Genomic DNA, 22,698 nt, shown 5'->3' with positions numbered 1-22,698 from the left:
TCTAGTTATCTTTTTACTATTAAGATGCAGTTTTTTATACTTGTAATTGTAACGGAATGAACGTTCATTCCGTTTTTGGAAAGAGGTGATAAAGTGGAATCTACTCCAACAAAACAAAAAGCGATTTTTTCTGCTTCGCTTCTGCTGTTTGCAGAAAGAGGGTTTGATGCAACAACGATGCCAATGATTGCAGAAAATGCCAAAGTAGGAGCAGGAACAATTTATCGCTACTTTAAAAATAAAGAAAGCCTTGTAAACGAACTGTTTCAACAGCATGTAAACGAGTTTTTACAGTGCATTGAAAGCGGTCTGGCAAACGAGAGAGATGGATACCGAGATGGATTTCATCATATCTTTGAAGGTATGGTGACATTCACTAAAAATCATCCTCGTGCTCTTGGTTTTATTAAAACTCATAGCCAAGGAGCTTTTTTAACAGAAGAGAGCCGCTTAGCATATCAAAAGCTGGTGGAATTTGTTTGCACATTCTTTAGAGAAGGACAAAAGCAAGGCATTATTAGAAACCTTCCTGAAAATGCGCTAATTGCTATTTTATTTGGAAGCTTTATGGAAGTATATGAAATGATTGAAAATGACTATTTATCTTTAACTGATGAACTTCTTGCCGGCGTAGAAGAGAGTCTGTGGGCAGCACTTAGCAGACAATCATGAAACTTAACAAGTGAAAGAGGGATATGATGACAATTAAAGAAATGCCTCAGCCAAAAACGTTTGGAGAGCTTAAAAATTTACCGCTATTAAACACAGATAAACCAGTTCAAGCTTTGATGAAAATTGCGGATGAACTAGGAGAAATCTTTAAATTTGAAGCGCCTGGCCGTGTAACGCGCTACTTATCAAGTCAGCGTCTAATTAAAGAAGCATGCGATGAATCACGCTTTGATAAAAACTTAAGTCAAGCGCTTAAATTTGTACGTGATTTTGCAGGAGACGGATTATTTACAAGCTGGACGCATGAAAAAAATTGGAAAAAAGCGCATAATATCTTACTTCCAAGCTTCAGTCAGCAAGCAATGAAAGGCTACCACGCGATGATGGTCGATATCGCCGTGCAGCTTATTCAAAAATGGGAGCGTCTAAATGCAGATGAGCATATTGAAGTACCGGAAGATATGACGCGCTTAACGCTTGATACAATCGGTCTTTGCGGCTTTAATTACCGCTTTAACAGCTTTTACCGCGATCAGCCGCACCCGTTTATTACAAGCATGGTCCGTGCACTGGATGAAGCGATGAACAAGCTGCAGCGAGCAAATCCGGATGACCCGGCTTACGATGAAAATAAGCGTCAGTTTCAAGACGACATTAAGGTGATGAACGATCTTGTGGATAAAATTATTGCAGATCGCAAAGCAAGCGGTGAACAAAGCGATGATTTGTTAACGCATATGCTAAACGGGAAAGATCCAGAAACAGGTGAGCTGCTTGATGACGAGAACATTCGCTATCAAATTATTACCTTCTTAATTGCGGGACACGAAACAACAAGTGGTCTTTTATCATTTGCGCTGTATTTCTTAGTGAAAAATCCACATGTATTACAAAAAGCAGCAGCAGAAGCAGCGCGAGTTCTAGTAGATCCTGTTCCAAGCTACAAACAAGTCAAACAGCTTAAATATGTGGGCATGGTCTTAAATGAAGCGCTGCGCTTGTGGCCAACGGCTCCTGCGTTTTCTCTATATGCAAAAGAGGATACGGTGCTTGGAGGAGAATATCCGTTAGAAAAAGGGGATGAACTGATGGTACTGATTCCTCAGCTTCACCGTGATAAAACAATTTGGGGAGACGATGTAGAAGAGTTCCGCCCAGAGCGTTTTGAAAACCCAAGCGCGATTCCGCAGCATGCGTTTAAACCATTTGGAAACGGTCAGCGCGCGTGTATCGGTCAGCAGTTCGCTCTTCATGAAGCAACGCTTGTACTTGGTATGATGCTAAAACACTTTGATTTTGAAGATCACACAAACTACGAGCTAGATATTAAAGAAACGTTAACGTTAAAACCTGAGGGCTTTGTGGTAAAAGCAAAATCGAAACAAATTCCGCTTGGCGGCATTCCTTCACCAAGCCGAGAGCAGTCAGCTAAAAAAGAGCGCAAAACCGTAGAAAACGCTCATAATACGCCGCTGCTTGTGCTATACGGTTCAAATATGGGAACAGCCGAAGGAACGGCGCGGGATTTAGCGGATATTGCGATGAGCAAAGGATTCGCACCGCAAGTCGCAACGCTTGATTCCCACGCAGGAAATCTTCCGCGTGAAGGAGCTGTGTTAATTGTAACGGCTTCGTATAACGGACATCCGCCTGATAACGCAAAGCAGTTTGTCGAGTGGTTAGACCAAGCGTCCGCTGATGAAGTCAAAGGCGTTCGCTACTCCGTATTTGGATGCGGCGATAAAAACTGGGCTACTACGTATCAAAAAGTGCCTGCTTTTATTGATGAAACGCTTGCGGCTAAAGGGGCAGAAAACATCGCTGAACGCGGCGAAGCAGATGCAAGCGACGACTTTGAAGGCACATACGAAGAATGGCGTGAACACATGTGGAGTGACGTAGCAGCCTACTTTAACCTCGACATTGAAAATAGTGAAGATAATCAATCTACGCTTTCACTTCAATTTGTCGACAGCGCTGCGGACATGCCGCTTGCGAAAATGCACGGTGCGTTTTCAGCAAACGTCGTAGCAAGCAAAGAACTTCAACAGCCAGGCAGTGCACGAAGCACGCGACACCTTGAAATTGAACTTCCAAAAGAAGCTTCTTATCAAGAAGGAGATCATTTAGGTATTATTCCTCGCAACTATGAAGGAATAGTAAACCGTGTAACAGCAAGGTTCGGTCTAGATGCATCACAGCAAATCCGCCTGGAAGCTGAAGAAGAAAAATTAGCGCATTTGCCACTCGGCAAAACAGTATCAGTAGAAGAGCTTCTGCAATATGTAGAGCTTCAAGATCCTGTTACGCGCACGCAGCTTCGCGCAATGGCTGCTAAAACGGTCTGCCCGCCGCATAAAGTGGAGCTTGAAGCCTTGCTTGAAAAGCAAGCGTACAAAGAACAAGTACTGGCAAAACGCTTAACAATGCTTGAACTGCTTGAAAAATACCCGGCGTGTGAAATGGAATTCAGCGAATTTATCGCTCTTCTTCCAAGCATGCGTCCGCGCTATTACTCAATTTCTTCATCACCTCGTGTCGATGAAAAACAAGCAAGCATCACGGTCAGCGTTGTTTCAGGAGAAGCGTGGAGCGGATATGGAGAATATAAAGGAATTGCGTCGAACTATCTTGCCGAGCTGCAAGAAGGAGATACGATTACGTGCTTTGTTTCCACACCGCAATCAGGCTTTACGCTGCCAAAAGACTCTGAAATACCGATTATCATGGTCGGACCGGGAACAGGCGTCGCGCCGTTTAGAGGCTTTGTGCAGGCTCGCAAGCAGTTAAAAGAACAAGGACAGTCGCTTGGAGAAGCGCATTTATACTTTGGCTGCCGTTCACCTCATGAAGACTATCTGTATCAAGAAGAGCTTGAAAACGCACAAAATGAAGGTGTCGTTACGCTTCATACCGCTTTTTCACGCGTACCAAATCAGCCGAAAACATACGTTCAGCACCTGATGGAACAAGACGGTACGAAATTGATTGAACTTCTTGGTCAAGGAGCGCACTTCTATATTTGCGGAGACGGAAGCCAAATGGCGCCTGACGTTGAAGCAACGCTTATTAAAAGCTATGCTGATGTTCATAAAGTAAGTGAAGCAGACGCTCGCTTATGGCTGCAGCAGCTAGAAGAAAAGGGCCGATACGCAAAAGACGTGTGGGCTGGGTAAATAAAAAATAACCTCCGCTATTTAGCGGAGGTTATTTTTTATAGCGAGAGTGAGACATAACTAAAGCCATATCATCTAAAGACGAACAAAATCGAGAAATGAACTCGTATGGATCTCTTGTGACACCGCCGTTGATTTCCGTGCAAGACTTCGCTTTCCGCGGGCGGCCGGTGAGCCTCCTCGTCGCTTGCGCTCCTGTGGGGTCTCACCTGTTCCGCTTTTCCCGCAGGAGTCTTCGTCTTGCCCTCCAATCACCTGCTAGAAGTAGCCATATACATGAAACCTACATAATGAAAAAATCGGGACGAATTTCATTTTCTATCAAGAGTCTCAGTTCACCGTTCCTTCCCTAAAAAACTACTTTTGTCTCCACCTCATTTATATCGCCTCAGCGTTTCTTCTGCGTGAGAGCAAATCTTTTCAATTAGCTCCTGAGGTTCTTCAATAAGGGCATGAGCCCCTAAGGTATAGAAAAAAGAAGCCATGTAGTTTAATTCATTACCATCAGTTATCGTATCAATATAGCCACCGCCATCCCGCGCCGCCTTCACATGATTTTCAAGCCATGGAACACCCTTACACTGACGAACGCCTTCGTGCGTCAAGGTTACTTTTAACGAAATCGGCTGTGAGTTTACAGGTTCTGTTTCAAGCCATTCCTTTAACGTAAGAGACATCTTTTCGTCTTTTTCTAAAACCTTTAACGAGTGAATACGATCTGCTCGAAACAATAATACTTTTTGCTTATCGTAGGAATAGGCAGGGCAGTACCATAAACCGTTATGAGCATAAATTCCAAGGGGTTTGACTTCTTTTCTTGTTTGACCCGCCTTTGAATCATAAAGAAATTCAATATATTTTCCTGCAAGGCTTGCTTCTAACAGCTCTTTTAAATAAGGAGTGTCTAGTTTTCTTTTAGGATTCCAAAACGCAATATGAGCACTCATTTTATCTACTTTTTTCTTTGTTTCCTCAGACAGGTACACATAAAATTTTTGAAGAGCCGCATGAATTTCTGCATCAAACGGAAGGTCATGATAATACTGCAGAGCTTGATAAGCAAAAAAGATAGAAATAGCTTCTTCTTCCGTAAATAAAATAGGAGGAAGAATACGATTTTTTAATACTTTGTAGCCGCCGCCCCGTCCTTTTTCACTGTAAAGAGGCAGTCCTAATTCACTTAAGTCCAGTAAATAGCGCTGAACGGTCCGCACGGAAAGACCAAATTCCTCTGCTAGTTCTTTTGCCGTAAACGTTCTTTTTGTATTAATAAACATGAGCATATCAACAAGTCGTGTAGACTTAGCCACTTATTTTCACCTTTTTCTTTTAATATGACAAAAAGTGTCGTATTAAAATGATATCATACAGAAACAGTAAAGTTGAAAGGAGAAAAGGGAATGAAGAAAAAAATCGTCGTATATATTGCAAGAGAAAACGGAGAGATTGACTGGCTAGAAAGCGTAGAAGGAGAGGGAGACAATGGCTACGAAGCGTTTTATCAAACGTGTGATGCGGTCGTTATGGGAAAGGCTACGTACGACCACGTGCTGAAGCTCACACCAGATTTTCCTTATCACGATAAAAAGTGCTACGTGTTTAGCCGCTCAGCTCAAGGAAAAGGTCCGTATGCAGAGTTTATAAACGAAAGCGTGGCGTCATTTCTCAACAACCTCAGTCAAGATACGAAAAAAATATGGCTGGTGGGAGGCGCTGATATTCTCGCTGATTTCTTAACAGCAGAGAGGGTGGATGAATTTATTATATCTGTCATTCCCGTTTTGCTTGGGGCTGGTATTCCGCTGTTTAAGCAAGGGATTCCAGAAATGCACTTGAAGCTTACCGATATGAAGCAGTACGGGCAAATCGCTCAGCTGTATTATGAAAAATAATAAGCTCTTCGTAATTGAAACTCTTTCTGTAGTGTCGGTGTGCTTAGCGTGTATTTAACATCCAGCTACTGTTATTTTAGGGACAGTGACATCAAGACCAGCTTTTTCTCATAGTATATTTTTGGGGTGAAAAAATGCCAAGAGTAAATTATCGAGATTCAGACGTTGCTTTAATGGCAAGGATGATGAGAGCAGAGGCTGAAGGCGAAGGAAAACAAGGCATGCTGTATGTTGGAAATGTCATTGTAAATCGCCTTAAAGCAAACTGTTTAGATTTCAAGAATTTAAGATCCGTTCCGCAAGTTATTTATCAGGTGCAGGGAGGCAACTATTCGTTCGAGGCTGTTCAAAAAGGAAACGTATTTTATCAAAGAGCAAGAGGTGTTGAAAAAAGGTTAGCCAAAAAGAATTTGGATTATTGGAGAGAACATCCCGGGAAATATGCACTGTGGTACTTTAATCCATCCGCTCCATGCCCTCCAACCTGGTACGGTCAACCCGCTTCTGGTCAATACAAAAATCATTGCTACTATGAGCCAAAGCCTGGAACATGCGCTAGCGTTTATAACGGGTAGATAGCTTAGAAGATATGCTGCACTCTGAAAGTCTGGCCTCAAATCCAAACATTGAGCTGCAGGTGACAAGGTAATCGTTTTTCATATAATAAGAGAAAGCCCTCTTTTAATAAAGGGGGCTTTTGCTAATTGGGGCATTTCTCATTTTGCTTCAAATTTTATGTTTTTACCAGCAGGAAATTCCGATTGATCTTTCGCTTTTGTATCCTTTACCACCCAGGACGTCTTTACCTTAGCTGCTGCTAAAATATCTTTGATTTGCTTGTCGTTTAAGCCTTTCGTATAAAGGACAAATTCCCTTGTATAGATGTTTTTGTTTTCTTGCTCTTCATCTGAACCGCTGCCAAACCAATATCTTGTTTGCTGATCGTCTTTCATGTTATTAAAAGCTTCTTTATAGTTAGGTAGCTTAACTTGAATATCCGACAGGTAGTCCGTACCGTGTAAAGTAAGAGTCATATGTACTTTGTGAAAATCTTTTTTAGAAGGGCTTGTTAACCCTGATGTTCCAACTTCACTAAATTCTTTTTTCGTCAGTGGTTTAACTGTAGTAAAAACAGAAACTTTTGGATTTGAATGATTTGTCACAACGTCTTCGGTACTGCAGGCACCTAAAATGAACACCGTTAAAAGAGCATAAACTGCTCCCATCACTTTTTTCTTCATGCTCGTTCTCCTTTGTCATTAATAGATAATGGTACTCATTCGCCATGTTCATTATATTTACCTTTATTTGTCTCAACGTCATGATTAATGAAGAAAAGTATAGAAACATTAAAAAGAGAAATACCGAGGCATTTCTCTTTTTGTTCTATGAGTCTGGATTAAGTGACGTATGCGTATACTCCGGCATACGCTCTTCTTTTTCCGTTAGCTGAGTATCGGGGATTTGCTGCTCTTGTGAAACAGGAGACAGCGTAGATTTTTGTTCAGGATTCATGTTTGTTATTCCTCCTTCTATTAAGTGAGCTGTTAATCAAGCGAAAGCAAATCATCTTGAATTCGTTGCGTTAAAGATGCCACTTGCTGTGTTAAACTGTCATTTTCCGCCTGGAGTTTTTGATAAGACTGATTTGCTTTTGAACATAGGTAAGGGTCTGTTTCCCACCAGTCCATGCCAATTTCTCTTGCTTTATCAATAGAAGCGACAAGCAGCCGGATTTTTATTGTTAAGAGTTCAACATCAGCAATTTGGACTTTAATATCTCCAGCAATGACAAGACCTTTATCTAATACTTTTTCCAATACTTCTACAATGGTGCCCAGCTGCCCGTTATGTTCCGCCGCCATTTTTCCACTCCTTGTTATAACACTTTTCCTAGGGGACCTAGATCAATATTTAAATCTTCATTTGTAAAGTTAAACACTGTTTTTAGCTCCTCCATTTTGTTCTCTAACTTCATCAACGCCACGCCCAGATCTTCGATTTGAGCGTCCGTCAGGTTTCCGCTGTCCACTCGGCGAATCGCATGTTTTTCAATGAGCTGCCGCAGTAATTCAATGACGGTTAATACAAGCTGCGCTAGGCCTTGTTCAGCATTTTCCGCACTCAGCTCAATGCGACCGTTTCGTTTGAGGTTATTTTCCATTTCGCAACGCCTCCGTTTCCTGTTCAAACTGCTGAGAAGAAATGATTTGACGATCATGCGAGCCTATCAGCGTTTCTACAGAAGAAATCAATACGCGCAGATCAAGATAGACTAAATCAATTCCGGCAATTGAAATCAATAAATCACCTTTAATGGCAATTCCTTTATCGAGGATCACATCTAATATATCAATGAGGGCAATGTCTTTTTGCTCGAGCATTTGTTTTCGCAGCGATGTCATCCCGCATCTTTCTCCGAGCGCAGGGTGTCGATATGATAAGCAGGCCATGGTCCTGTTACTTCAATGTTTAGTCCCATGTTTTTGTAAAGCGTTTGCTTGTTGCTAATGGCTTTTAGAAACGATTCCACATTGCTCTGGGACAAAAGGTAGATGCTGTTCCAGCACATGCTATAGCTGTCGCCGGTTATTTTTTGACTCCAGTTATTTTTGATTTTATGATAAGCGGCGTAGGGACTTATCTCACTGTGCAGGTGATCACAAAGTGAAAGCTGTTCTTTTTCTGTTTCTTCTTCAATCAGCCTTTCTATCTTTTTACGTTCAAAAAACTGTCTGCCTGGAGGCATCGTATTTATTTCTTCTTTTTTCTTTTGGATCGTTTCATTGTATGTTAAGAGGTAGCTCTTTAAATGATTCGTATGGGCATACACTTTTATATTCCATTCTTCAGATTTTTTTAAAAGCTGAAGAGAAGAGAGGGTTTTTTCTTTGTTATCGACAATACTTTTTTGGCAGCTGTCCTTGCTTTTATAGACAGTACAGAATTTCATTGGAAGAAGCGTGTAGTGCTTCTGTAAGAAAAGAAGGGTCTCATGGTGATGCACAGCTTTGGCCTGCAGCCATTTCATATCGTGCTCGATCTTTTCTTTCAGCATTTCTTCTGAATACTCATCGCTTGGCAAGTCGCATACAAATGCGGTAATATCATCAAAGCAAAGAGTATAGATAGGGTTGTTCTTGTCCATGCCTTCAAGGGCGGGGAAGGAAATTTGCTTAGCTTCTTCGGTTGGAACTAGACCATATAAATAAATGAGCTTTTCCATCATTTAACCTCACTTTTGTTTCTTCGTCATTGATTCCCATCTTTTTAATTCATATTCTTTTGCTGCTTCATACCTCAGCAGCAGTTCTTTTTCTTTTTCCATATATGCATCTTCTGGTATCTCTCCAAGCTCATACATCATTTGAAGATGAACGATTTTTTGCTGAATAAAAGAGACATCGTAAAGTTCTTTATCCGCTTCTTCCTTGATTTTCTGGCCGACTTTTACAATGAGTGTGACAGGAGACAGCAGCAGTTTATGAATCATACATTCTCTTCTACTTTTAATTGAATATTGATAAAGTTATAAGCAGCCCACGGTCCGGAATATTTAAAATCCGCTTTGTGCTTCCATTTTTCATACAGGTCATTTACACGTTCATCAAACGCTGCTTCTTTTTCTCGGTCAATTAAAAAAGAAGCATTCAAAAGCATCGTTTCGACAATAGGGGGATTGAGTCTCGACGCTTCAGCCATCGGTTCTAAATGTTGATACAGCTCTTTTTTACAGTCGTGCTGAAGCTTTAAAAAGAATTTCTGAGCTGTTTCTCCGTGCGCAATTTGTTTATAAAAATCAGCACTGGCAGAACGCGGGTTTCGTACTTGCTGCAAAGAAGAGTCTTGATTCACTTTTTGTTTCAGCCAGTCCGCTTTCCCAATTACTTTTAGTCCGACTTCTATTTTTCCTTTTAACTGTGGGAAAAGGGAAGCGAACTGTGGATATAAGTTTTCTAACAGCATTTCAACATCTTGTTGACTATGAAACACATTGCCAAAGCTGATTGGAATAACCGAATCATGCTCATTCATTACTTTGGAAATCACCTGCTGGTGCGCTGTGACATTCTCTTTTGTAGGGTGATAAATTTTAAGAGGAAAGGCAGCAGCCACTATAGCTGCATCTCGGTAATGAATGGTAAAAGTAGCTCTTTCTTGATGATCAATCGTGACGCTGCCAAACGTATGCGCCTCGGTGGCGGGAATGCTGCAAAAAATATAAATGCCCGTTGCTTCACTCATCGATTTCTGTTTCATTCCTTTCCATTAAAATAATAGGATTACTTCTCTGCTGGAGAGCTTCGATAGCGCAGGCTGGTGCGTGAAAAAGACGTGATGTTATGCTGCTTATTGACCAGCACTTCATAGATACCAAGCAGTTCATCTTTTGCATAGCGCCTCATATACTCCTGTTCTTCAAATGCTTCAAGTGTTATTTTCCATCCTCCATTTTGAATCGATTCATACGAAATAATTCGATGAGGAGGAGCGACGTGTTCTTTAAAAAAATCAGTCACGGCTTCCATGATTTCGGCTACTTTCACTTCTCTAATCCACCTTTATAAGTTTATAAATCTAAATCTTGCAAAAGGTTTAACTGTTCAAGTTTGTTTCCGCTGTTATTGGAAGAAAGGAAATCTTCTCTTTCGTTATGAAGCAATCGAATGGCCTCAGCGTACCTCAGCCATGTGTCCACGCTCGCAATCACGATTCTAGCTTCAATGGTGATTAATTCAATACCAATCACAGAAATACGAGCGAATACGTCAATTACTACACCTTTATCTAAAATTCGGTCAACTACTTCAGCTAGACTAGAACAATCGTTTGATTTGTTAATCGTCATGATGAAAATCCTCTCATGTTGCGTAGTGAAATATATACGTTTGCTAATCTTGCTATTAATGTGCGTGATGTTGTAAAAAATATACAAATAAAACGTACATAAATTAAAAAATAGTATAAAATACCATGATTATTTTTGTTTAGATACGGGTAGAGTTAAGTACATTACTTTTATCCATTGATGAATGAAAACACATACATAAAAAAACAAAAGGAGTGGAGAAAGATGAGAAAAGAAGAGCAGCCGGTATTATCTGATTTTATTGAAAAGGACCAATTTGAGTTAAATTCATATTTAACCTCTTTACTTGAAACGACAAGCGAAAAGAAAGAAAACCAAAGTTGATGAGTTGAAAACATATAGGACTACTTTCCATCAGGAAAGTAGTTTTTTCATTTATAAGCTTGATATAATTTTTGAACAAAGAGGTGATAAAGATGAACGAAAAAGACGTCATTTCGAAAAGTATTTTAACAAAAGCGACCGGCTTTTTGGCATCGGGTTATACTCATAGTTTAAATCCGTATGCCGGATGTGCATTTTCCTGCAAATTTTGCTACGTGCGAGAGCTGCCAATTCAGCGTTTTAAAGAGATGGAGTGGGGGACATGGCTAGAGTTGAAAGCCAACGCAGCCGAAGTCTATCAAAAAGAAATACAAAAGCTGCGAAAAAAAGAGCAGCCGGTGCGCATTTTTATGTCTTCAGCGACAGATCCCTATCAGCCGGCTGAGCGTAACGCAGGCATCACTCGGGCTCTTTTAGAAACGATGATCAATCATCCGCCTGATTTTTTACTGATTCAAACAAGATCGCCGCTTGTGACGAGAGATATTGATTTGCTTTTACAGCTTCAAAACGTATGTGATCTTCGCGTATCGATGACTGTTGAAACAGATCGAGAAGATGTAAAACAAATTTTTTCTCCTTATGCTCCGGGGATGAAACTTCGTATGAACGCGTTAAAAAAAGTAAAAGAAAGCGGAATTTCAACGCAAGTAACCATTGCTCCAATGCTTCCTTTCACGCCTGAATTTCCTCGGAAAATAGAAGGAATGATGGACCGAATTTGTATTGATACCTTGTACTTAGGAGACGGTTCCTTAGGGAAAACCTCAAAAAGGCTAGGGATGCCGGAACTATTTGAGCAGCACGGTTTCCTAGACTGGTATGACAAAGACATTCATATCAAAGCCATTCGTTATTTTGAAAAATTTTATCCTTCTTCGATGATTTACCTTTCTCAAGAGGGGTTTGCTCCGTAAAAAAAGAAGAGCCCATACAGCCCTTCTTTTCTCCATCTTAATTTTTATACGTATCAAACATGTTTGTGTCATCAGGTACGTTTTCTAAATAACTGATCTTCCCGTTTTTATCTAACTTAGCAATATCTTTTCCCGTTTGAGTAAATACGCTGCCAGATGCACGTTTTCTGCATACTGCCCAAGGCGTTTCAAACATGTCCGTACCTTCAACTGCTTTCCAGCCTTCGAACATATGCTTAATATCAGCATTTTCTTTAAAAACCATTTTCACAAACAGCTTCCAGTTTTCAATGCCTTGCTTTTCGTGGCCGTTTAAGACAAATACGATATCGTCTGAAAAAAGGCTCACCAATTCTTCGAACGCTTGTTCGCTTGTACGTGATTGATCGAATAAATCAAAATATCTATTTAAGTTTTCCATGATAATCTCCTTTGGGTGCTACAGTACCATTTTTTCTTCTACTGTTGCTTTTAGCTTATCCAGGTTTTCTTTTGGACATTTTTTGTGAATTTCATTTGTGAGCGTGGCAATGGTTTGCCGTTTTAAAATGGACTGCCATGAAGATTCGGCTTCTTCCATTAAATCGGATAGTAAGCAAATATCTTTGTCTTTTAAATTAAGCATATCGTGAAAAATACCGCTTGATGAATAAAGAGACTGCTTGCCTTCAATGGCTACGTATACGTCATAGATTCGAATTTCTTCCGGCGTTTTCTTTAAGCGAAATCCACCTTTGCTCCCAGGAACTGAAGCGAGTAAATCAGCGCTAACCAGCTTGCGAAGAAGCTTTTGAAAATACGTAGGCGACCCCCCGAGCTGAGTGCTGATAACATCTCCTGGCAGCACAGCTTTTTCAGGTAAAAACGTAAGCAGCAAAATGGCATATACCGATTGCTCAACGCCTGTTTTCATATGCAAAAACATCATCTCCTGCTATATGTGTACAACATGGATAAAGATTATCCACATTTAGGTTATCATACCGCTTATGAAGCAAAAAGTAAAGCAGTTACTTAATATACACGCGATATTCGTGTATACTGGGAAAGAAGAGCAGCAACAAAATACGGAGATGAGAGAATGACAACTATTGCAGATATCGCTCGACTTGCAGGAGTAGCAAAAAGCACTGTATCCCGCTACCTTAACGGAGGGTCTGTGAGCGATGCGACGAAACGAAAAATTGAAGGAATTATTAAAGAAACAAACTATAGCCCAAATGCTTTTGCTCAAAGCTTAAAAGCAAAAAAAACAAATATCATCGGTGTCATTGTTCCGCGCATGGGTTCTTTTGCGACTTCCCGCACATTAGATGGTATTGACCAAGAACTTAGAGACCACCACTATCAAATGATTGTTTCCAATTCTAATCAAGATTTAGAAAGAGAAATTGAAAATATTTATACGCTGGCTAAGCAGAAGGTAGCCGGTATTATTTTGCTTGCCGTTCAGATCACAAAAGCTCATTTGGAAGCGTTCCGTACGATTTCAATTCCCGTTTTGCTGATTGGACAGGAGCATAAAGAAGTCCACAGTTTAATTCATCAAGATTACGAGGCTGCATGCGACATTGGAAGGTACATAGGGGAAAAAGGGCATAAAAAAATCGCTTTTTTAGGCGTAACCGAAAAAGACATAGCTGTAGGTGTAAAAAGAAAAGAAGGTGTAAAGCAAGGTCTTAAAGACAGCGATTGCGAGATTCGCTATTATCAAACAAGCTTTAACATGAGCGATGCAATTGGAGCAGCTACGGCAGTGATGAACGAATTTAACCCGTCCATGATTGTATGTGCGACCGATAACATTGCGCTTGGTACATTAAAGGCAGCTTATTTAAACGGACTGCGCGTTCCTGAAGATGTATCCATTACCGGCTTTGGCGGCTATGAAATTACAGGTGTGATTCATCCGAGCTTAACGACCATAAAATATTACTATAAAGAAGCGGGACAAATGGGGGCACAGCGAATTATTAAGCTGGTTAACGGTGAAGAAGTCGAAAAGCTTACACTTTCGAACTATGAATTGATTGAAAGAGAAAGCGTTGACAATCGTTTTACATAAAAAACGATTGACAGAATGTAGGAGATGCTATAGTATAAATGGTGTAAATACAAACAAATAATTGAACGTATCTCCTAAAGGGGAGTAGCTTTAACAGCAAAGTCGTCATTACAGAGATTATCTCTCGGCTTTGTTGGCGACATTATGTTGTTAGCAAGACCTTTACCGCTTATTTGGTAAGGGTCTTTTTTGTATTCAATTATAAAAAAGGAGGAAAAGGTTCGGACATTTAGAGGAGAAACGTTACATAAAAAGAGAAGGTGGAGGTAACTATGGAGGAACTAATTGGTGTATCAGTGCAAGGTTTGCTGCAAATTATTTTTCTTGATTTAATTTTAAGCGGGGATAACGCGATTGTGATTGCAATGGCAGCTCGCAACGTACCAAAGGACTTACAAAAAAGAGCGATTTTAATTGGAACAGGCGGCGCGATTGGTCTTCGATTATTATTTGCGGCTATTATTGTCCCATTATTAAAAATCCCATTAATCGGAGCGGTCGGCGGCTTGATGCTAGTCTGGATTGCATATAAATTACTAGCGGATAATCACGATCACGGTGACAATCCTCAAGGTGGAGCAACGGTATGGAGTGCGGTTAAAACGATTATTATCGCAGATGCGGTCATGTCATTAGATAACGTATTAGCTCTAGCTGGTGTAGCTCATGAATTTGTTCCAATTATGATTGGTGTATTAATTTCAATTCCGATTATTATTTGGGGAAGCAGCTTTATTATGAAAGCAATGGAAAAATTTCCGATTATCATTTATGCCGGAGCGGCGATGCTCGCATGGTCTGCTGGAAAAATGATTGTTGAAGATAAAATCATCGGCGGATTTGTTCCAAGTACAGCTTTACATCTTGCTGTGCAAGTTATCTTAACCATTGCAGTTGTAGGCATTGGATACATGAAAAACAAAAAAATGAAAAAAGAACAAGCCCACGCAGCTTAATAAAAAAAGAGCGTACGGATCATCCGTACGCTCTTTTTTTTATGATTCGGGGTAGTGCATAAGCAAAAAAAAGCTTGCTTCTTTTTCAGAAGAATTGATATAGCTGTGAGAGGTATTGCCTGAAAAATGCAGAGCGTCTCCTGAGACTAATTCATGTTCTTCATTTTCAAAACGAACCGTTAATTCTCCTTCTTTAATAAGTAAGTATTCATCTCCTAAGTGAGTTTTCGCTTCATGCACGCATCCGGGCTTTAATGTAACAATGTAAATTTCAAACTTTTTTTCCGGATGATAAGGGAAAAAAGAATACACTAAGTAATCACCTTTGTTGTCCGTGATGGGCTCTAGCTGTTTTATGCTTACTTTCTGTACACCCGGAGTGTCTTCTTTCATAAATACGGAAAAAGAGACTTGAAGGCCGTTTGCGATTTTCCAAAGAGTGGTAACCGTCGGACTGGATTTGCCTTTTTCAATTTGTGCAAGCATTGCTTTGCTCACACCCGTTAATTCGGAAACTTGATCAAGCGTCAAATTTCGATTTTTTCGTAATTTAACAAGATTTTTAGCAATAATATCTTGAATTGCGTCCATTGTTGTACTCCTTTAATTATTATAAAGATAGTATAACATACCGTTGTTTAATATAACGTATAGATGTATAATATAGCAGAAAAGGAGGGAGTACGGTGATCGCAGAAAAAGCAGTACAGCAGAGAGAAAAAGTGGATTTAACGTTCAGACAAGGGGCTAAGGACTGTGTCCCCACGCTACTCGGTTACATAAGCATAGGGCTTGCCGCCGGGATTGTCGGAGTGTCCTCGCATCTTTCCGTTATGGAAGTTACTTTATTATCAGCACTCGTGTATGCCGGGGCTGCTCAGTTTATTATTTGTGCACTGATGGTTGCTAACAGTTCGATTTCAGCTATTATTCTCACAACATTCATCGTTAACTTACGACATTTTCTTTTGAGTGCTACGGTCGCGCCTAAATTTACAAAATATTCGTTATTAAAAAACGTTGGAATTGGAGCACTTCTGACGGATGAATCATTTGGAGTGTCTTCAAGTAAAATTGCAAAAGGGGAGCCAATTAATGACCGCTGGATGAATGGATTAAATATAACGGCTTACGTCAGCTGGATTATCGCCTGTACGATAGGAGCTATTTTTGGTCATTTGCTATCTGACCCGGAAGCCTTTGGGTTTGATTTTGCCTTAACGGCTATGTTTTTAGCTCTGCTTGTTTTACAAATCGAAAGCGTGTTACCTTCAAAGTTTAATCATTATTTACGTTTGATTCTTTATATGGCGATTATTATGATTGTGCTGTCTTTTTTGGTACCTTCACATGTGGCTGTATTAATTTCAACGATTATTGTAGCGACAATTGGGGTGGTGACGGATAAATGAGTATCCACTATTCAACACTTATCGTTATTTTAGGGTGTGCCCTTGTTACCTTAGTTCCTCGTATTGTTCCGTTTTTAGTTGTGCGTAACATCGCACTGCCACAACCCGTATTAAAATGGCTATCCTATATTCCTATTTGTATTTTAACAGCACTTGTTGTACAGAACTTTATCATTCAAGCAAATGACAGCGTAAAGATTAACTGGCCCGTCATTATCGTAGTTATTCCAACCTTACTGATTGCGCTGAAAACCAAAAGCTTATCCATCACCGTTATTAGCGGAGTTGGAATGATGGCGCTCCTTCGTTTTTTTCTTTTGTCATGAAAGCTCAAGTTATGTCTTGAGCTTTTTACTGTCTCCTTTACGCACGCTTTTTCATATAGTATGATAAGAGTGTAAATTAGAAGCCAATGAAAACTAAAATATAGATGAGGTGCTTTTATGAGCGGAGTAGTATCTAAATAGGAACAATTGAATGAAATAAATTAAATAAGCAAAACGGGTATTTTTTGGAGAGTGAAGGTACCCTTTATTTGCTTATGGATTTATTTCACTGCCTATGAAGATACCTACAATGCTTTATAAAGGGTTCGGCATTTGTCGCGAAAGAGGCGTCTGTTTTTACAGAGCTTTCTTTCGTGATATGTGTTTAGACACCTTATGAACGCAAAAGCTGTGGGATCACCACAGCTTTTTTTGTTTACCTTTTTCATTGCCTTCTAATAAATAGGTATCTTCATATGTGATGACAAATCATAGTGAGGAGAAAAACCATGAATACGATGACATTTGAAAAATTGCAGTATCAGGAATTAAAAGAAATCGTAAAATCTCACTGCGTAAGTGAGCTGGGAAAACAATTAATGGATAAACTTCAGCCGAGCACATCTCTTAAAACAGTAAAAAACCGACTTAAAGAAACAACGGAAGCACGAAGACTTCTAGATGCTGAGAAATCACTTCCGCTATCAGGTGTCTCAGGTATAGGAAGAGTCATCGGAAAGCTTGAAAAAGGCATGATTTTAGAGCCCGAAGAGCTAATGCGAGTATCCGATTTTTTAAAAGGCTGCAGAAAAGTAAAACAATATATGGTGGATAAAGAATTTTTTGCTTCGCTCTTAAGTTCCTATGCTCATTCGATGAAAGAACTGACAAGTATAGAAGAGGAAATTAATTTTGCGATCAAAGCCGGAAAAGTAGACGCTGCGGCAAGCAAAGAGCTCAAGCGTATCAGAAGACATATAGAAGGAACGGAAGCTAAAATTTCAGAGCAGCTTGCGAAATTTTTACGAAACGGTAAAAACAAAGAGTATATTCAAGACTTCTTCATCAGTAAAAAAGGAGACCGCTATACGATTCCGATCAAGGCATCCTATAAAAATCATGTTGGAGGAACGATTGTTGAAACATCTTCTAAAGGGTCAACAGTGTTTATAGAGCCGGCATCTATTACAAAGCTGAATGCGGAACTAGCGATTTTGAAAGCAGAAGAAGAGGTAGAAGAATATCAAATTTTAGCATCTTTAACAGGTTTAGTGTTAGAGAAGCTAGCTGATATTCATATTAATTTAGAGCTAATTAGCCAATACGACATGGTGTTTGCCAAAGCAAAATACAGTAAACAGGCAGATGGAATCGAACCTAAAATTAATGATTATGGATATATTCATTTAAAAGGCGCATATCACCCGCTGTTAACTGGTAAAATTGTTCCGCTTCACTTCGAAATTGGCGAGAATTATCGAAGCTTAATTATTACGGGACCTAACGCAGGAGGAAAAACCGTTGTCTTAAAAACGATTGGGCTACTGACACTGGCTACAATGTTAGGATTTCATATTACAGCTGATGAAGGAACAGAAATTTCATTGTTTGAACATATTTTTGTCGATATCGGCGACAACCAAAGTATTGAAAATGCGCTGAGTACCTTTTCCTCACACATGAAAAATATATCGACTATTTTGCAAAAAGCAACGAACAATACACTGCTCCTATTCGATGAAATTGGCAGCGGCACCGAACCGAATGAAGGAGCTGCACTTGCGATTGCGATCTTAGAAAAGTTTTATCATATGGGCTGCATAACGGTCGCGACTACGCATTACGGAGAAATTAAGCGTTTCTCAGAAATTCATCCTGACTTTATGAATGCCGCGATGCAGTTCAACAGTAAAACATTAGAACCGCTGTATCAGCTGTTAATTGGCACATCTGGAGAAAGCAATGCGCTTTGGATTTCAAAGAAGATGAAGGTAGAAGAAGAGATTTTACAAAAAGCAAAGTTCTATATGGAAAGCAAATCGTATGATACGGAAGTCGTCAGAGAAAATAAAATAAAAAAACCAACTATTTTGAAGGAAAAGAAAAAAGACCGTGTTGAATACCAAATAGGAGATCGAGTAAAACTGTTAGATTATGAGAATCATGCGATTGTGTATAAGTCTAAAGACAACACAAATAATATAGTCGTACTCTATCAGAATGAGTTAATTGAAATAAACGTTAAGCGAGTAGCTCTTGAAATCAAAGCTGCTGAATTATATCCCGAAGGCTATGACCTCGATTCGTTATTTATTAGCTATAAAGACCGAAAAGAGCAGCATGATCTGCAGCGAGGATCAAAAAAAGCATTGCGAAAAATTGAAAAAGATATACGTGAAAATAGATAAAGCAGAAACCCAGTACTTATAAGAAAGTGCTGGGTTTTGTTTTTATGTAGCTTCTCAAAAATACATAGCGCCCTTTTGTTAATGACTTAAAAGGTAAGGAGGTTTCCTTTAGCTATATTAGTAATCTATAGGTATAAAAAACATCTCTCACCTCTCTAATGTACCTGAGAGATACGTTTAATAAATTATTCGTTGGTCGGAACGGGAAGGCTCTTGAGCGTTGTAAAACAAAAAGCCATTTTTTTCGCAAAATGTAAAGGAGGCTCTACAGATTGAATATGAAGATACATAAGGACCGGTTCTGTAAAAAGCCAATGGTTATGCAAAGCGCTTACGATAAGACCTTGCCGCGCAGCAGCTTCTGTAAAACGAGGGATTTCTTCTTGTAAAATAGCAATCTCAGCCAAGTTCAACGCGTTTCCCTGTGTGTCTATCGCCTCAAATGATACACCAACAGGAACGACAGAGCTGCTTTTCCGCCCTTGAACATGAGCTTGAAAACTTCTTTTAAGCGACACTGAGCATCCTGTTGGACTAACTTTGCTTTTAGCGTTTAAAATCTGGCCGAACTGCTGACAAATTTCACTTGTAGTATACATATAAGCTCCTGCCTTTCTTCTATACTCTTAGTAAGCTTTATGACATAAGAGCTTCACTTATGCAAACCGTGCTCTTATAAAAAAATCCCCTTCACGATGAAGAGGATTTTTTTATTATTCAGCATGCGATGAGCGTTCGTTTAACAAATTTTCATAAAAACGAGCAAGTGAAGCAGAAAGGTATGGAATAGACCATAAAAAGCCGATTCCTAGTGTAATAATACTTAATAAAAACCAGCCAAGAAAGCTTAGCAGCAGCAGGAAGTACTGTCCTTTATAACCATTCATCAACCTGCGGCTTTCTGTAATCGCTTGATTCATCGAGTAAGCAGGATTGTCTTTACAAATATAGTACGTTTGTGAATATGCCAGTGCTTTAATAATTCCAGGAATCAGTAAAAGCAGTGACCACAGCATCACATAAAGAGTCATAAGTACATAAATTCCTAATGACTTTACATAAAGACCGAAGTCTTGGAATGTTTTAAACAAGTGCCTCAATTGAACAGATTCACCTCGTGCTAAACCTAAAAATGCCCAGTAGTTCGCCATAAGAAGAGGTGAAAAGACGATAGCAAAGGCAGTTGAAATCCATGAGGACGAGTTAGATTCATCTTTCATCCAATTTTCATAGCCGCCGCTTGCCACAATTTCAAATGGAATAGGCAGAAGCGTATATACTCCGTACGTCACCACCGTCAGTAGAATCGCAAGTCCCCAGCGATTCTTTAAAGAAGCTTTAGCTTCTCTTTTAATCGTACCGATGTTCATGTTGTTCCTCCTTTAATGTTGCAAAACAGTATCTTTTTGCTCGTATTAACATGTAAACCATGCACAATTGTTAATTTTGTATGAAATGAAAATAATAGTCAATAGGTTCTGAGATGAAAAGCAAAGCTCCTGCGAAAAAATTTTACTAGACAGATAGAAATCGCTAAATAGGTACAATCTGCTTTTGAGCTGCTTTTGAAGAAGGAGGAGGTGCAAAAGCACTGTGTGCGATACTTTATTTTAATATGAAGTGAAACTTTTATGGAAAAACTTTCTAAAATAGGAGGGGTTTCTATGTTTGAAATGATCAAAATGATGCAACAAGTCTTAAGTGAAAACGGCAGTATTCCTTTATAATGAATGTAAGAAAGAATGAGAGGAGGCTGTGAAAGTGGAAATAGCGAATATCACCCAAATATTTTATGAGTTAGAATCCATGCACTTAAAATCAGAAGTACGAACCTCTGCTAAAGAGCTTTCAAACATTCTTGCAGATGATTACGTGGAGTTTGGCAGTTCGGGCACGGTATGGAAACGAAAAGATTACAATAACAATCATGTGCTTTCGCCAGATGTATTTGAAATCTCTCATTTTCATGTAGACGTATTGTCTCCTGACTGCGTATTAACTACCTATCATCTTATGAACCATACGGCAGAAAAAAGACGCTTCGCAGTTCTATTTGGCGAAAAAGAGAAGAAAAGTGGCGCTTGTTTTTCCATCAAGGCACAGTGACAAATGGTGATCAATAAATAAGATTATTCGGTTATTATTATACTTTCCCTTTATTTGATGCTATGATGAAAGTATATTTTGACGTAAGGGATGTTTTGAAATGAGCAAAAATAACGTAAAAAAAGAAGTGTTTTCATGGATTAAGTCCATTGTTATTGCATTGGTTATTGTAGTGGGAGTTCGTCATTTTTTATTTGCGCCAACTACGGTTCACGGTGAATCGATGTATCCAACGTTTGAAGATTCAAACCGCGTTATTTTAAATAAAATCAGTGATGTTGATCGCTTTGATATGATTGTATTTCATGCACCGGATGCAGATGAAAATTATATTAAACGTGTAATTGGACTGCCAGGAGATACGGTAGAAATGAAAAACGACGTTCTGTATATTAACGGCAAAGCTTATAAAGAGCCGTATTTAAAAGAATCTAAAAAATCTCTTGCACCTAATGAAAAATTCACGGAAGATTTTACGCTTCAAACGCTGCCTGCAACTGATGGCAAAGTGAAGGTACCGAAAAATTCACTGTTTGTAATGGGGGACAACCGTCCTGTAAGTCATGATGGACGAGCATTTGGCTTCATTCCACAAAAATCAGTTATCGGAAAAGTGCAGTTTCGCTACTATCCGTTAAATGAAGTAGGCGAACCGAAATAAAAAAAGGGAAAAAGGCTGGCGGAATTTAATTCGCCAGTCTTTTTTATTGGGTTAAAAGAACTGATTTTAAAAAAACGATTTGCTTTATACAAGTTAAACATCTTCTAAGGAATTAGTAAATTAGACCTTGTGTTTTTCTTTGTTTAGGAAATCATAAGGGTGTTTAAAAAGGGACTTCTAGGTACCTATGTTACTTCAAAGTAAGAGTAGATACTGATAGATAAGCAGTTTTTATGGGTATACAGATATATGAAGATAAAGAAGTAAGGATTTTGGAAAGGAGCAGGTCAGCATGAAAAACGTATTAATCATTAATGGACACGAGTATTATAAAAAGTCAAAAGGAGAGTTAAATCAGACGATTTTTAACGAAATGCAGCATTTACTCACTGATCAATTTAACATTAAAACAACGGTGGTTGATAAAGGCTACGAAGTAGAAGAAGAAATTGAAAAGTGGCTATGGGCTGATGTTGTGATTATGCAGACGCCTATTTACTGGTTCAGCATTCCCGGAAAGTTTAAGCAATATATTGATCGCGTGTATATGGATGATATTTTCTTTAAAGGCTCAAATCAATACGGGCGAGGCGGCTTATTAAAGAGGAAAAAATACATGTTTTCTCTTACATGGAATGCGCCAGAAGCTATTTTTAACAATGACGAAGCTTTCTATGAAGGAAAAAGTTTAGACGAAGCCATTATGCATTTGCATAAAATGAATCAGTACGTCGGTATGAGTCCACTTCCAACATACTCTATTCACGATGTAGTTAAACATCCAAACGTTGATCACTATAAGCATAAATTAGAAAATCATGTAGCAGAAGTATTTGGAATAGGAGAGCGTCAATAAAAGTATAGCCATTCGTTTTCTGAGAGTATCCTTGGATTTTACAGCTAGTAAAAGAAAAAAATAATAAAAAAGCTGCTTTCTATCCATGTAATGGATAGAAGCAGCTTTTTTTACGTG

Annotated in this window: 30 protein-coding genes; 13 read left to right on the top strand and 17 right to left on the bottom strand. The window is 39.2% G+C overall.

Annotated elements, in window-relative coordinates:
* The first annotated feature begins 93 nt into the window (after positions 1 to 93).
* Together N178_RS19430 and N178_RS19425 are read left to right on the top strand one after the other, a co-directional pair.
* A complete protein-coding gene (locus N178_RS19430) occupies positions 94 to 672 on the top strand; it encodes a TetR/AcrR family transcriptional regulator (RefSeq protein WP_045294244.1) in 579 nt (192 codons plus the stop codon).
* A 26-nt stretch (positions 673 to 698) separates the two neighbouring features.
* Positions 699 to 3,848 (top strand): bifunctional cytochrome P450/NADPH--P450 reductase, encoded by a 3,150-nt coding sequence (locus tag N178_RS19425; protein WP_045294242.1) that lies wholly within the window; start codon positions 699 to 701, stop codon positions 3,846 to 3,848.
* Between the two features lie 75 nt (positions 3,849 to 3,923).
* Here the strand turns inward: N178_RS19425 and N178_RS26145 are convergent, their stop codons facing one another.
* Together N178_RS26145 and N178_RS19420 are read right to left on the bottom strand one after the other, a co-directional pair.
* Positions 3,924 to 4,103, bottom strand: a complete 180-nt coding sequence (locus N178_RS26145) for a hypothetical protein (RefSeq protein ID WP_080890223.1) — start codon at positions 4,101 to 4,103, stop codon at positions 3,924 to 3,926.
* Positions 4,104 to 4,222: 119 nt separating this feature from the next.
* The gene (locus N178_RS19420) at positions 4,223 to 5,158 is read right to left on the bottom strand and encodes a helix-turn-helix transcriptional regulator (RefSeq protein ID WP_045294240.1); all 936 of its coding nucleotides are present in this window, start codon (positions 5,156 to 5,158) and stop codon (positions 4,223 to 4,225) included.
* 90 nt (positions 5,159 to 5,248) lie between these two features.
* Here N178_RS19420 and N178_RS19415 point away from each other — a divergent pair, with 90 nt between their 5' ends.
* Together N178_RS19415 and N178_RS19410 are read left to right on the top strand one after the other, a co-directional pair.
* Positions 5,249 to 5,740, top strand: coding sequence for a dihydrofolate reductase family protein (locus N178_RS19415; RefSeq protein WP_045294238.1), 492 nt, complete (start codon positions 5,249 to 5,251; stop codon positions 5,738 to 5,740).
* Positions 5,741 to 5,874: 134 nt separating this feature from the next.
* On the top strand, positions 5,875 to 6,315 hold the full coding sequence (locus N178_RS19410; RefSeq protein WP_013083968.1) for a cell wall hydrolase: 441 nt from the start codon (positions 5,875 to 5,877) through the stop codon (positions 6,313 to 6,315).
* A gap of 141 nt (positions 6,316 to 6,456) precedes the next feature.
* Here N178_RS19410 and N178_RS19405 read toward each other — a convergent pair whose 3' ends face one another.
* The 10 genes from N178_RS19405 to gvpA form a co-directional block, all read right to left on the bottom strand.
* Positions 6,457 to 6,981 carry a hypothetical protein gene (locus N178_RS19405; RefSeq protein WP_045294237.1) on the bottom strand — a complete coding sequence of 175 codons (525 nt, stop codon included), beginning with the start codon at positions 6,979 to 6,981 and terminating at the stop codon, positions 6,457 to 6,459.
* Positions 6,982 to 7,126: 145 nt separating this feature from the next.
* A complete protein-coding gene (locus tag N178_RS27905) occupies positions 7,127 to 7,255 on the bottom strand; it encodes a hypothetical protein (RefSeq protein ID WP_256972393.1) in 129 nt (42 codons plus the stop codon).
* 32 nt (positions 7,256 to 7,287) lie between these two features.
* Positions 7,288 to 7,605 carry a gas vesicle protein gene (locus tag N178_RS19400; protein ID WP_013057928.1) on the bottom strand — a complete coding sequence of 106 codons (318 nt, stop codon included), beginning with the start codon at positions 7,603 to 7,605 and terminating at the stop codon, positions 7,288 to 7,290.
* A 14-nt stretch (positions 7,606 to 7,619) separates the two neighbouring features.
* On the bottom strand, positions 7,620 to 7,904 hold the full coding sequence (locus N178_RS19395; protein ID WP_045294235.1) for a gas vesicle protein K: 285 nt from the start codon (positions 7,902 to 7,904) through the stop codon (positions 7,620 to 7,622).
* On the bottom strand, positions 7,894 to 8,145 hold the full coding sequence (locus tag N178_RS19390) for a gas vesicle protein (protein WP_045294233.1): 252 nt from the start codon (positions 8,143 to 8,145) through the stop codon (positions 7,894 to 7,896). Before N178_RS19390 ends, N178_RS19395 begins: the two co-directional genes overlap by 11 nt.
* Complete coding sequence (locus tag N178_RS19385) at positions 8,142 to 8,969, bottom strand: GvpL/GvpF family gas vesicle protein (protein ID WP_237758533.1); 828 nt, start codon at positions 8,967 to 8,969, stop codon at positions 8,142 to 8,144. The genes N178_RS19390 and N178_RS19385 overlap by 4 nt, the downstream gene beginning before the upstream one ends.
* A 6-nt stretch (positions 8,970 to 8,975) precedes the next feature.
* Positions 8,976 to 9,233, bottom strand: a complete 258-nt coding sequence (locus N178_RS19380) for a gas vesicle protein GvpG (RefSeq protein WP_014459264.1) — start codon at positions 9,231 to 9,233, stop codon at positions 8,976 to 8,978.
* The gene (locus N178_RS19375) at positions 9,230 to 10,000 is read right to left on the bottom strand and encodes a GvpL/GvpF family gas vesicle protein (protein WP_045294231.1); all 771 of its coding nucleotides are present in this window, start codon (positions 9,998 to 10,000) and stop codon (positions 9,230 to 9,232) included. The genes N178_RS19380 and N178_RS19375 overlap by 4 nt, the downstream gene beginning before the upstream one ends.
* A gap of 23 nt (positions 10,001 to 10,023) precedes the next feature.
* Positions 10,024 to 10,287, bottom strand: coding sequence for a gas vesicle protein GvpO (locus N178_RS19370; protein WP_029714943.1), 264 nt, complete (start codon positions 10,285 to 10,287; stop codon positions 10,024 to 10,026).
* A gap of 23 nt (positions 10,288 to 10,310) precedes the next feature.
* Complete coding sequence (gene gvpA / locus N178_RS19365; protein ID WP_029714942.1) at positions 10,311 to 10,589, bottom strand: gas vesicle structural protein GvpA; 279 nt, start codon at positions 10,587 to 10,589, stop codon at positions 10,311 to 10,313.
* 437 nt (positions 10,590 to 11,026) lie between these two features.
* Between gvpA and N178_RS19360 the strand changes: the two genes are divergently transcribed.
* Positions 11,027 to 11,851, top strand: a complete 825-nt coding sequence (locus tag N178_RS19360; protein ID WP_045294229.1) for an SPL family radical SAM protein — start codon at positions 11,027 to 11,029, stop codon at positions 11,849 to 11,851.
* A 37-nt stretch (positions 11,852 to 11,888) separates the two neighbouring features.
* On the opposite strand, the gene N178_RS19355 is transcribed toward N178_RS19360, so the two are convergent.
* Together N178_RS19355 and N178_RS19350 are read right to left on the bottom strand one after the other, a co-directional pair.
* On the bottom strand, positions 11,889 to 12,272 hold the full coding sequence (locus tag N178_RS19355; protein ID WP_045294227.1) for a nuclear transport factor 2 family protein: 384 nt from the start codon (positions 12,270 to 12,272) through the stop codon (positions 11,889 to 11,891).
* An 18-nt stretch (positions 12,273 to 12,290) separates the two neighbouring features.
* Entirely contained in the window at positions 12,291 to 12,770 is a 480-nt protein-coding gene (locus tag N178_RS19350; protein WP_045294225.1) for an RrF2 family transcriptional regulator, read from the bottom strand.
* A 162-nt stretch (positions 12,771 to 12,932) separates the two neighbouring features.
* Between N178_RS19350 and N178_RS19345 the strand changes: the two genes are divergently transcribed.
* Entirely contained in the window at positions 12,933 to 13,916 is a 984-nt protein-coding gene (locus N178_RS19345) for a LacI family DNA-binding transcriptional regulator (protein WP_045294223.1), read from the top strand.
* Between the two features lie 272 nt (positions 13,917 to 14,188).
* Entirely contained in the window at positions 14,189 to 14,872 is a 684-nt protein-coding gene (locus N178_RS19340; protein ID WP_016764850.1) for a TerC family protein, read from the top strand.
* Positions 14,873 to 14,911: 39 nt separating this feature from the next.
* Here the strand turns inward: N178_RS19340 and N178_RS19335 are convergent, their stop codons facing one another.
* Positions 14,912 to 15,463, bottom strand: a complete 552-nt coding sequence (locus N178_RS19335; protein WP_045294221.1) for a helix-turn-helix domain-containing protein — start codon at positions 15,461 to 15,463, stop codon at positions 14,912 to 14,914.
* Positions 15,464 to 15,558: 95 nt separating this feature from the next.
* Here N178_RS19335 and N178_RS19330 point away from each other — a divergent pair, with 95 nt between their 5' ends.
* The 3 genes from N178_RS19330 (at position 15,559) to N178_RS19320 (ending at position 18,958) form a co-directional block, all read left to right on the top strand.
* Positions 15,559 to 16,284, top strand: coding sequence for an AzlC family ABC transporter permease (locus tag N178_RS19330; protein ID WP_045294219.1), 726 nt, complete (start codon positions 15,559 to 15,561; stop codon positions 16,282 to 16,284).
* Entirely contained in the window at positions 16,281 to 16,610 is a 330-nt protein-coding gene (locus N178_RS19325; protein ID WP_045294217.1) for an AzlD domain-containing protein, read from the top strand. Before N178_RS19330 ends, N178_RS19325 begins: the two co-directional genes overlap by 4 nt.
* Before the next feature lie 449 nt (positions 16,611 to 17,059).
* Positions 17,060 to 18,958 (top strand): endonuclease MutS2, encoded by a 1,899-nt coding sequence (locus N178_RS19320; RefSeq protein WP_045294215.1) that lies wholly within the window; start codon positions 17,060 to 17,062, stop codon positions 18,956 to 18,958.
* Positions 18,959 to 19,143: 185 nt separating this feature from the next.
* Here N178_RS19320 and N178_RS19315 read toward each other — a convergent pair whose 3' ends face one another.
* Positions 19,144 to 19,557: a DUF1259 domain-containing protein gene (locus N178_RS19315; RefSeq protein ID WP_045294212.1), complete on the bottom strand. Its 414-nt coding sequence runs from the start codon at positions 19,555 to 19,557 to the stop codon at positions 19,144 to 19,146.
* A gap of 114 nt (positions 19,558 to 19,671) precedes the next feature.
* Positions 19,672 to 20,328, bottom strand: a complete 657-nt coding sequence (locus N178_RS19310) for a DUF975 family protein (RefSeq protein ID WP_045294210.1) — start codon at positions 20,326 to 20,328, stop codon at positions 19,672 to 19,674.
* 391 nt (positions 20,329 to 20,719) lie between these two features.
* Between N178_RS19310 and N178_RS19305 the strand changes: the two genes are divergently transcribed.
* The 3 genes from N178_RS19305 (at position 20,720) to N178_RS19295 (ending at position 22,581) form a co-directional block, all read left to right on the top strand.
* Positions 20,720 to 21,064: a DUF4440 domain-containing protein gene (locus tag N178_RS19305; protein WP_237758532.1), complete on the top strand. Its 345-nt coding sequence runs from the start codon at positions 20,720 to 20,722 to the stop codon at positions 21,062 to 21,064.
* 100 nt (positions 21,065 to 21,164) lie between these two features.
* The gene (lepB, locus tag N178_RS19300; RefSeq protein WP_025751067.1) at positions 21,165 to 21,725 is read left to right on the top strand and encodes a signal peptidase I; all 561 of its coding nucleotides are present in this window, start codon (positions 21,165 to 21,167) and stop codon (positions 21,723 to 21,725) included.
* Positions 21,726 to 22,017: 292 nt separating this feature from the next.
* Positions 22,018 to 22,581 carry an NAD(P)H-dependent oxidoreductase gene (locus N178_RS19295; protein ID WP_045294208.1) on the top strand — a complete coding sequence of 188 codons (564 nt, stop codon included), beginning with the start codon at positions 22,018 to 22,020 and terminating at the stop codon, positions 22,579 to 22,581.
* Positions 22,582 to 22,698 lie beyond the last annotated feature (117 nt).

It is taken from the genome of Priestia aryabhattai B8W22 (assembly GCF_000956595.1).
Classification (GTDB): Bacteria; Bacillota; Bacilli; order Bacillales; family Bacillaceae_H; genus Priestia; species Priestia aryabhattai.
The sequence above is the reverse complement of the archived record's forward strand: the minus strand, read 5'-3'. Positions and strand labels throughout refer to the sequence as shown.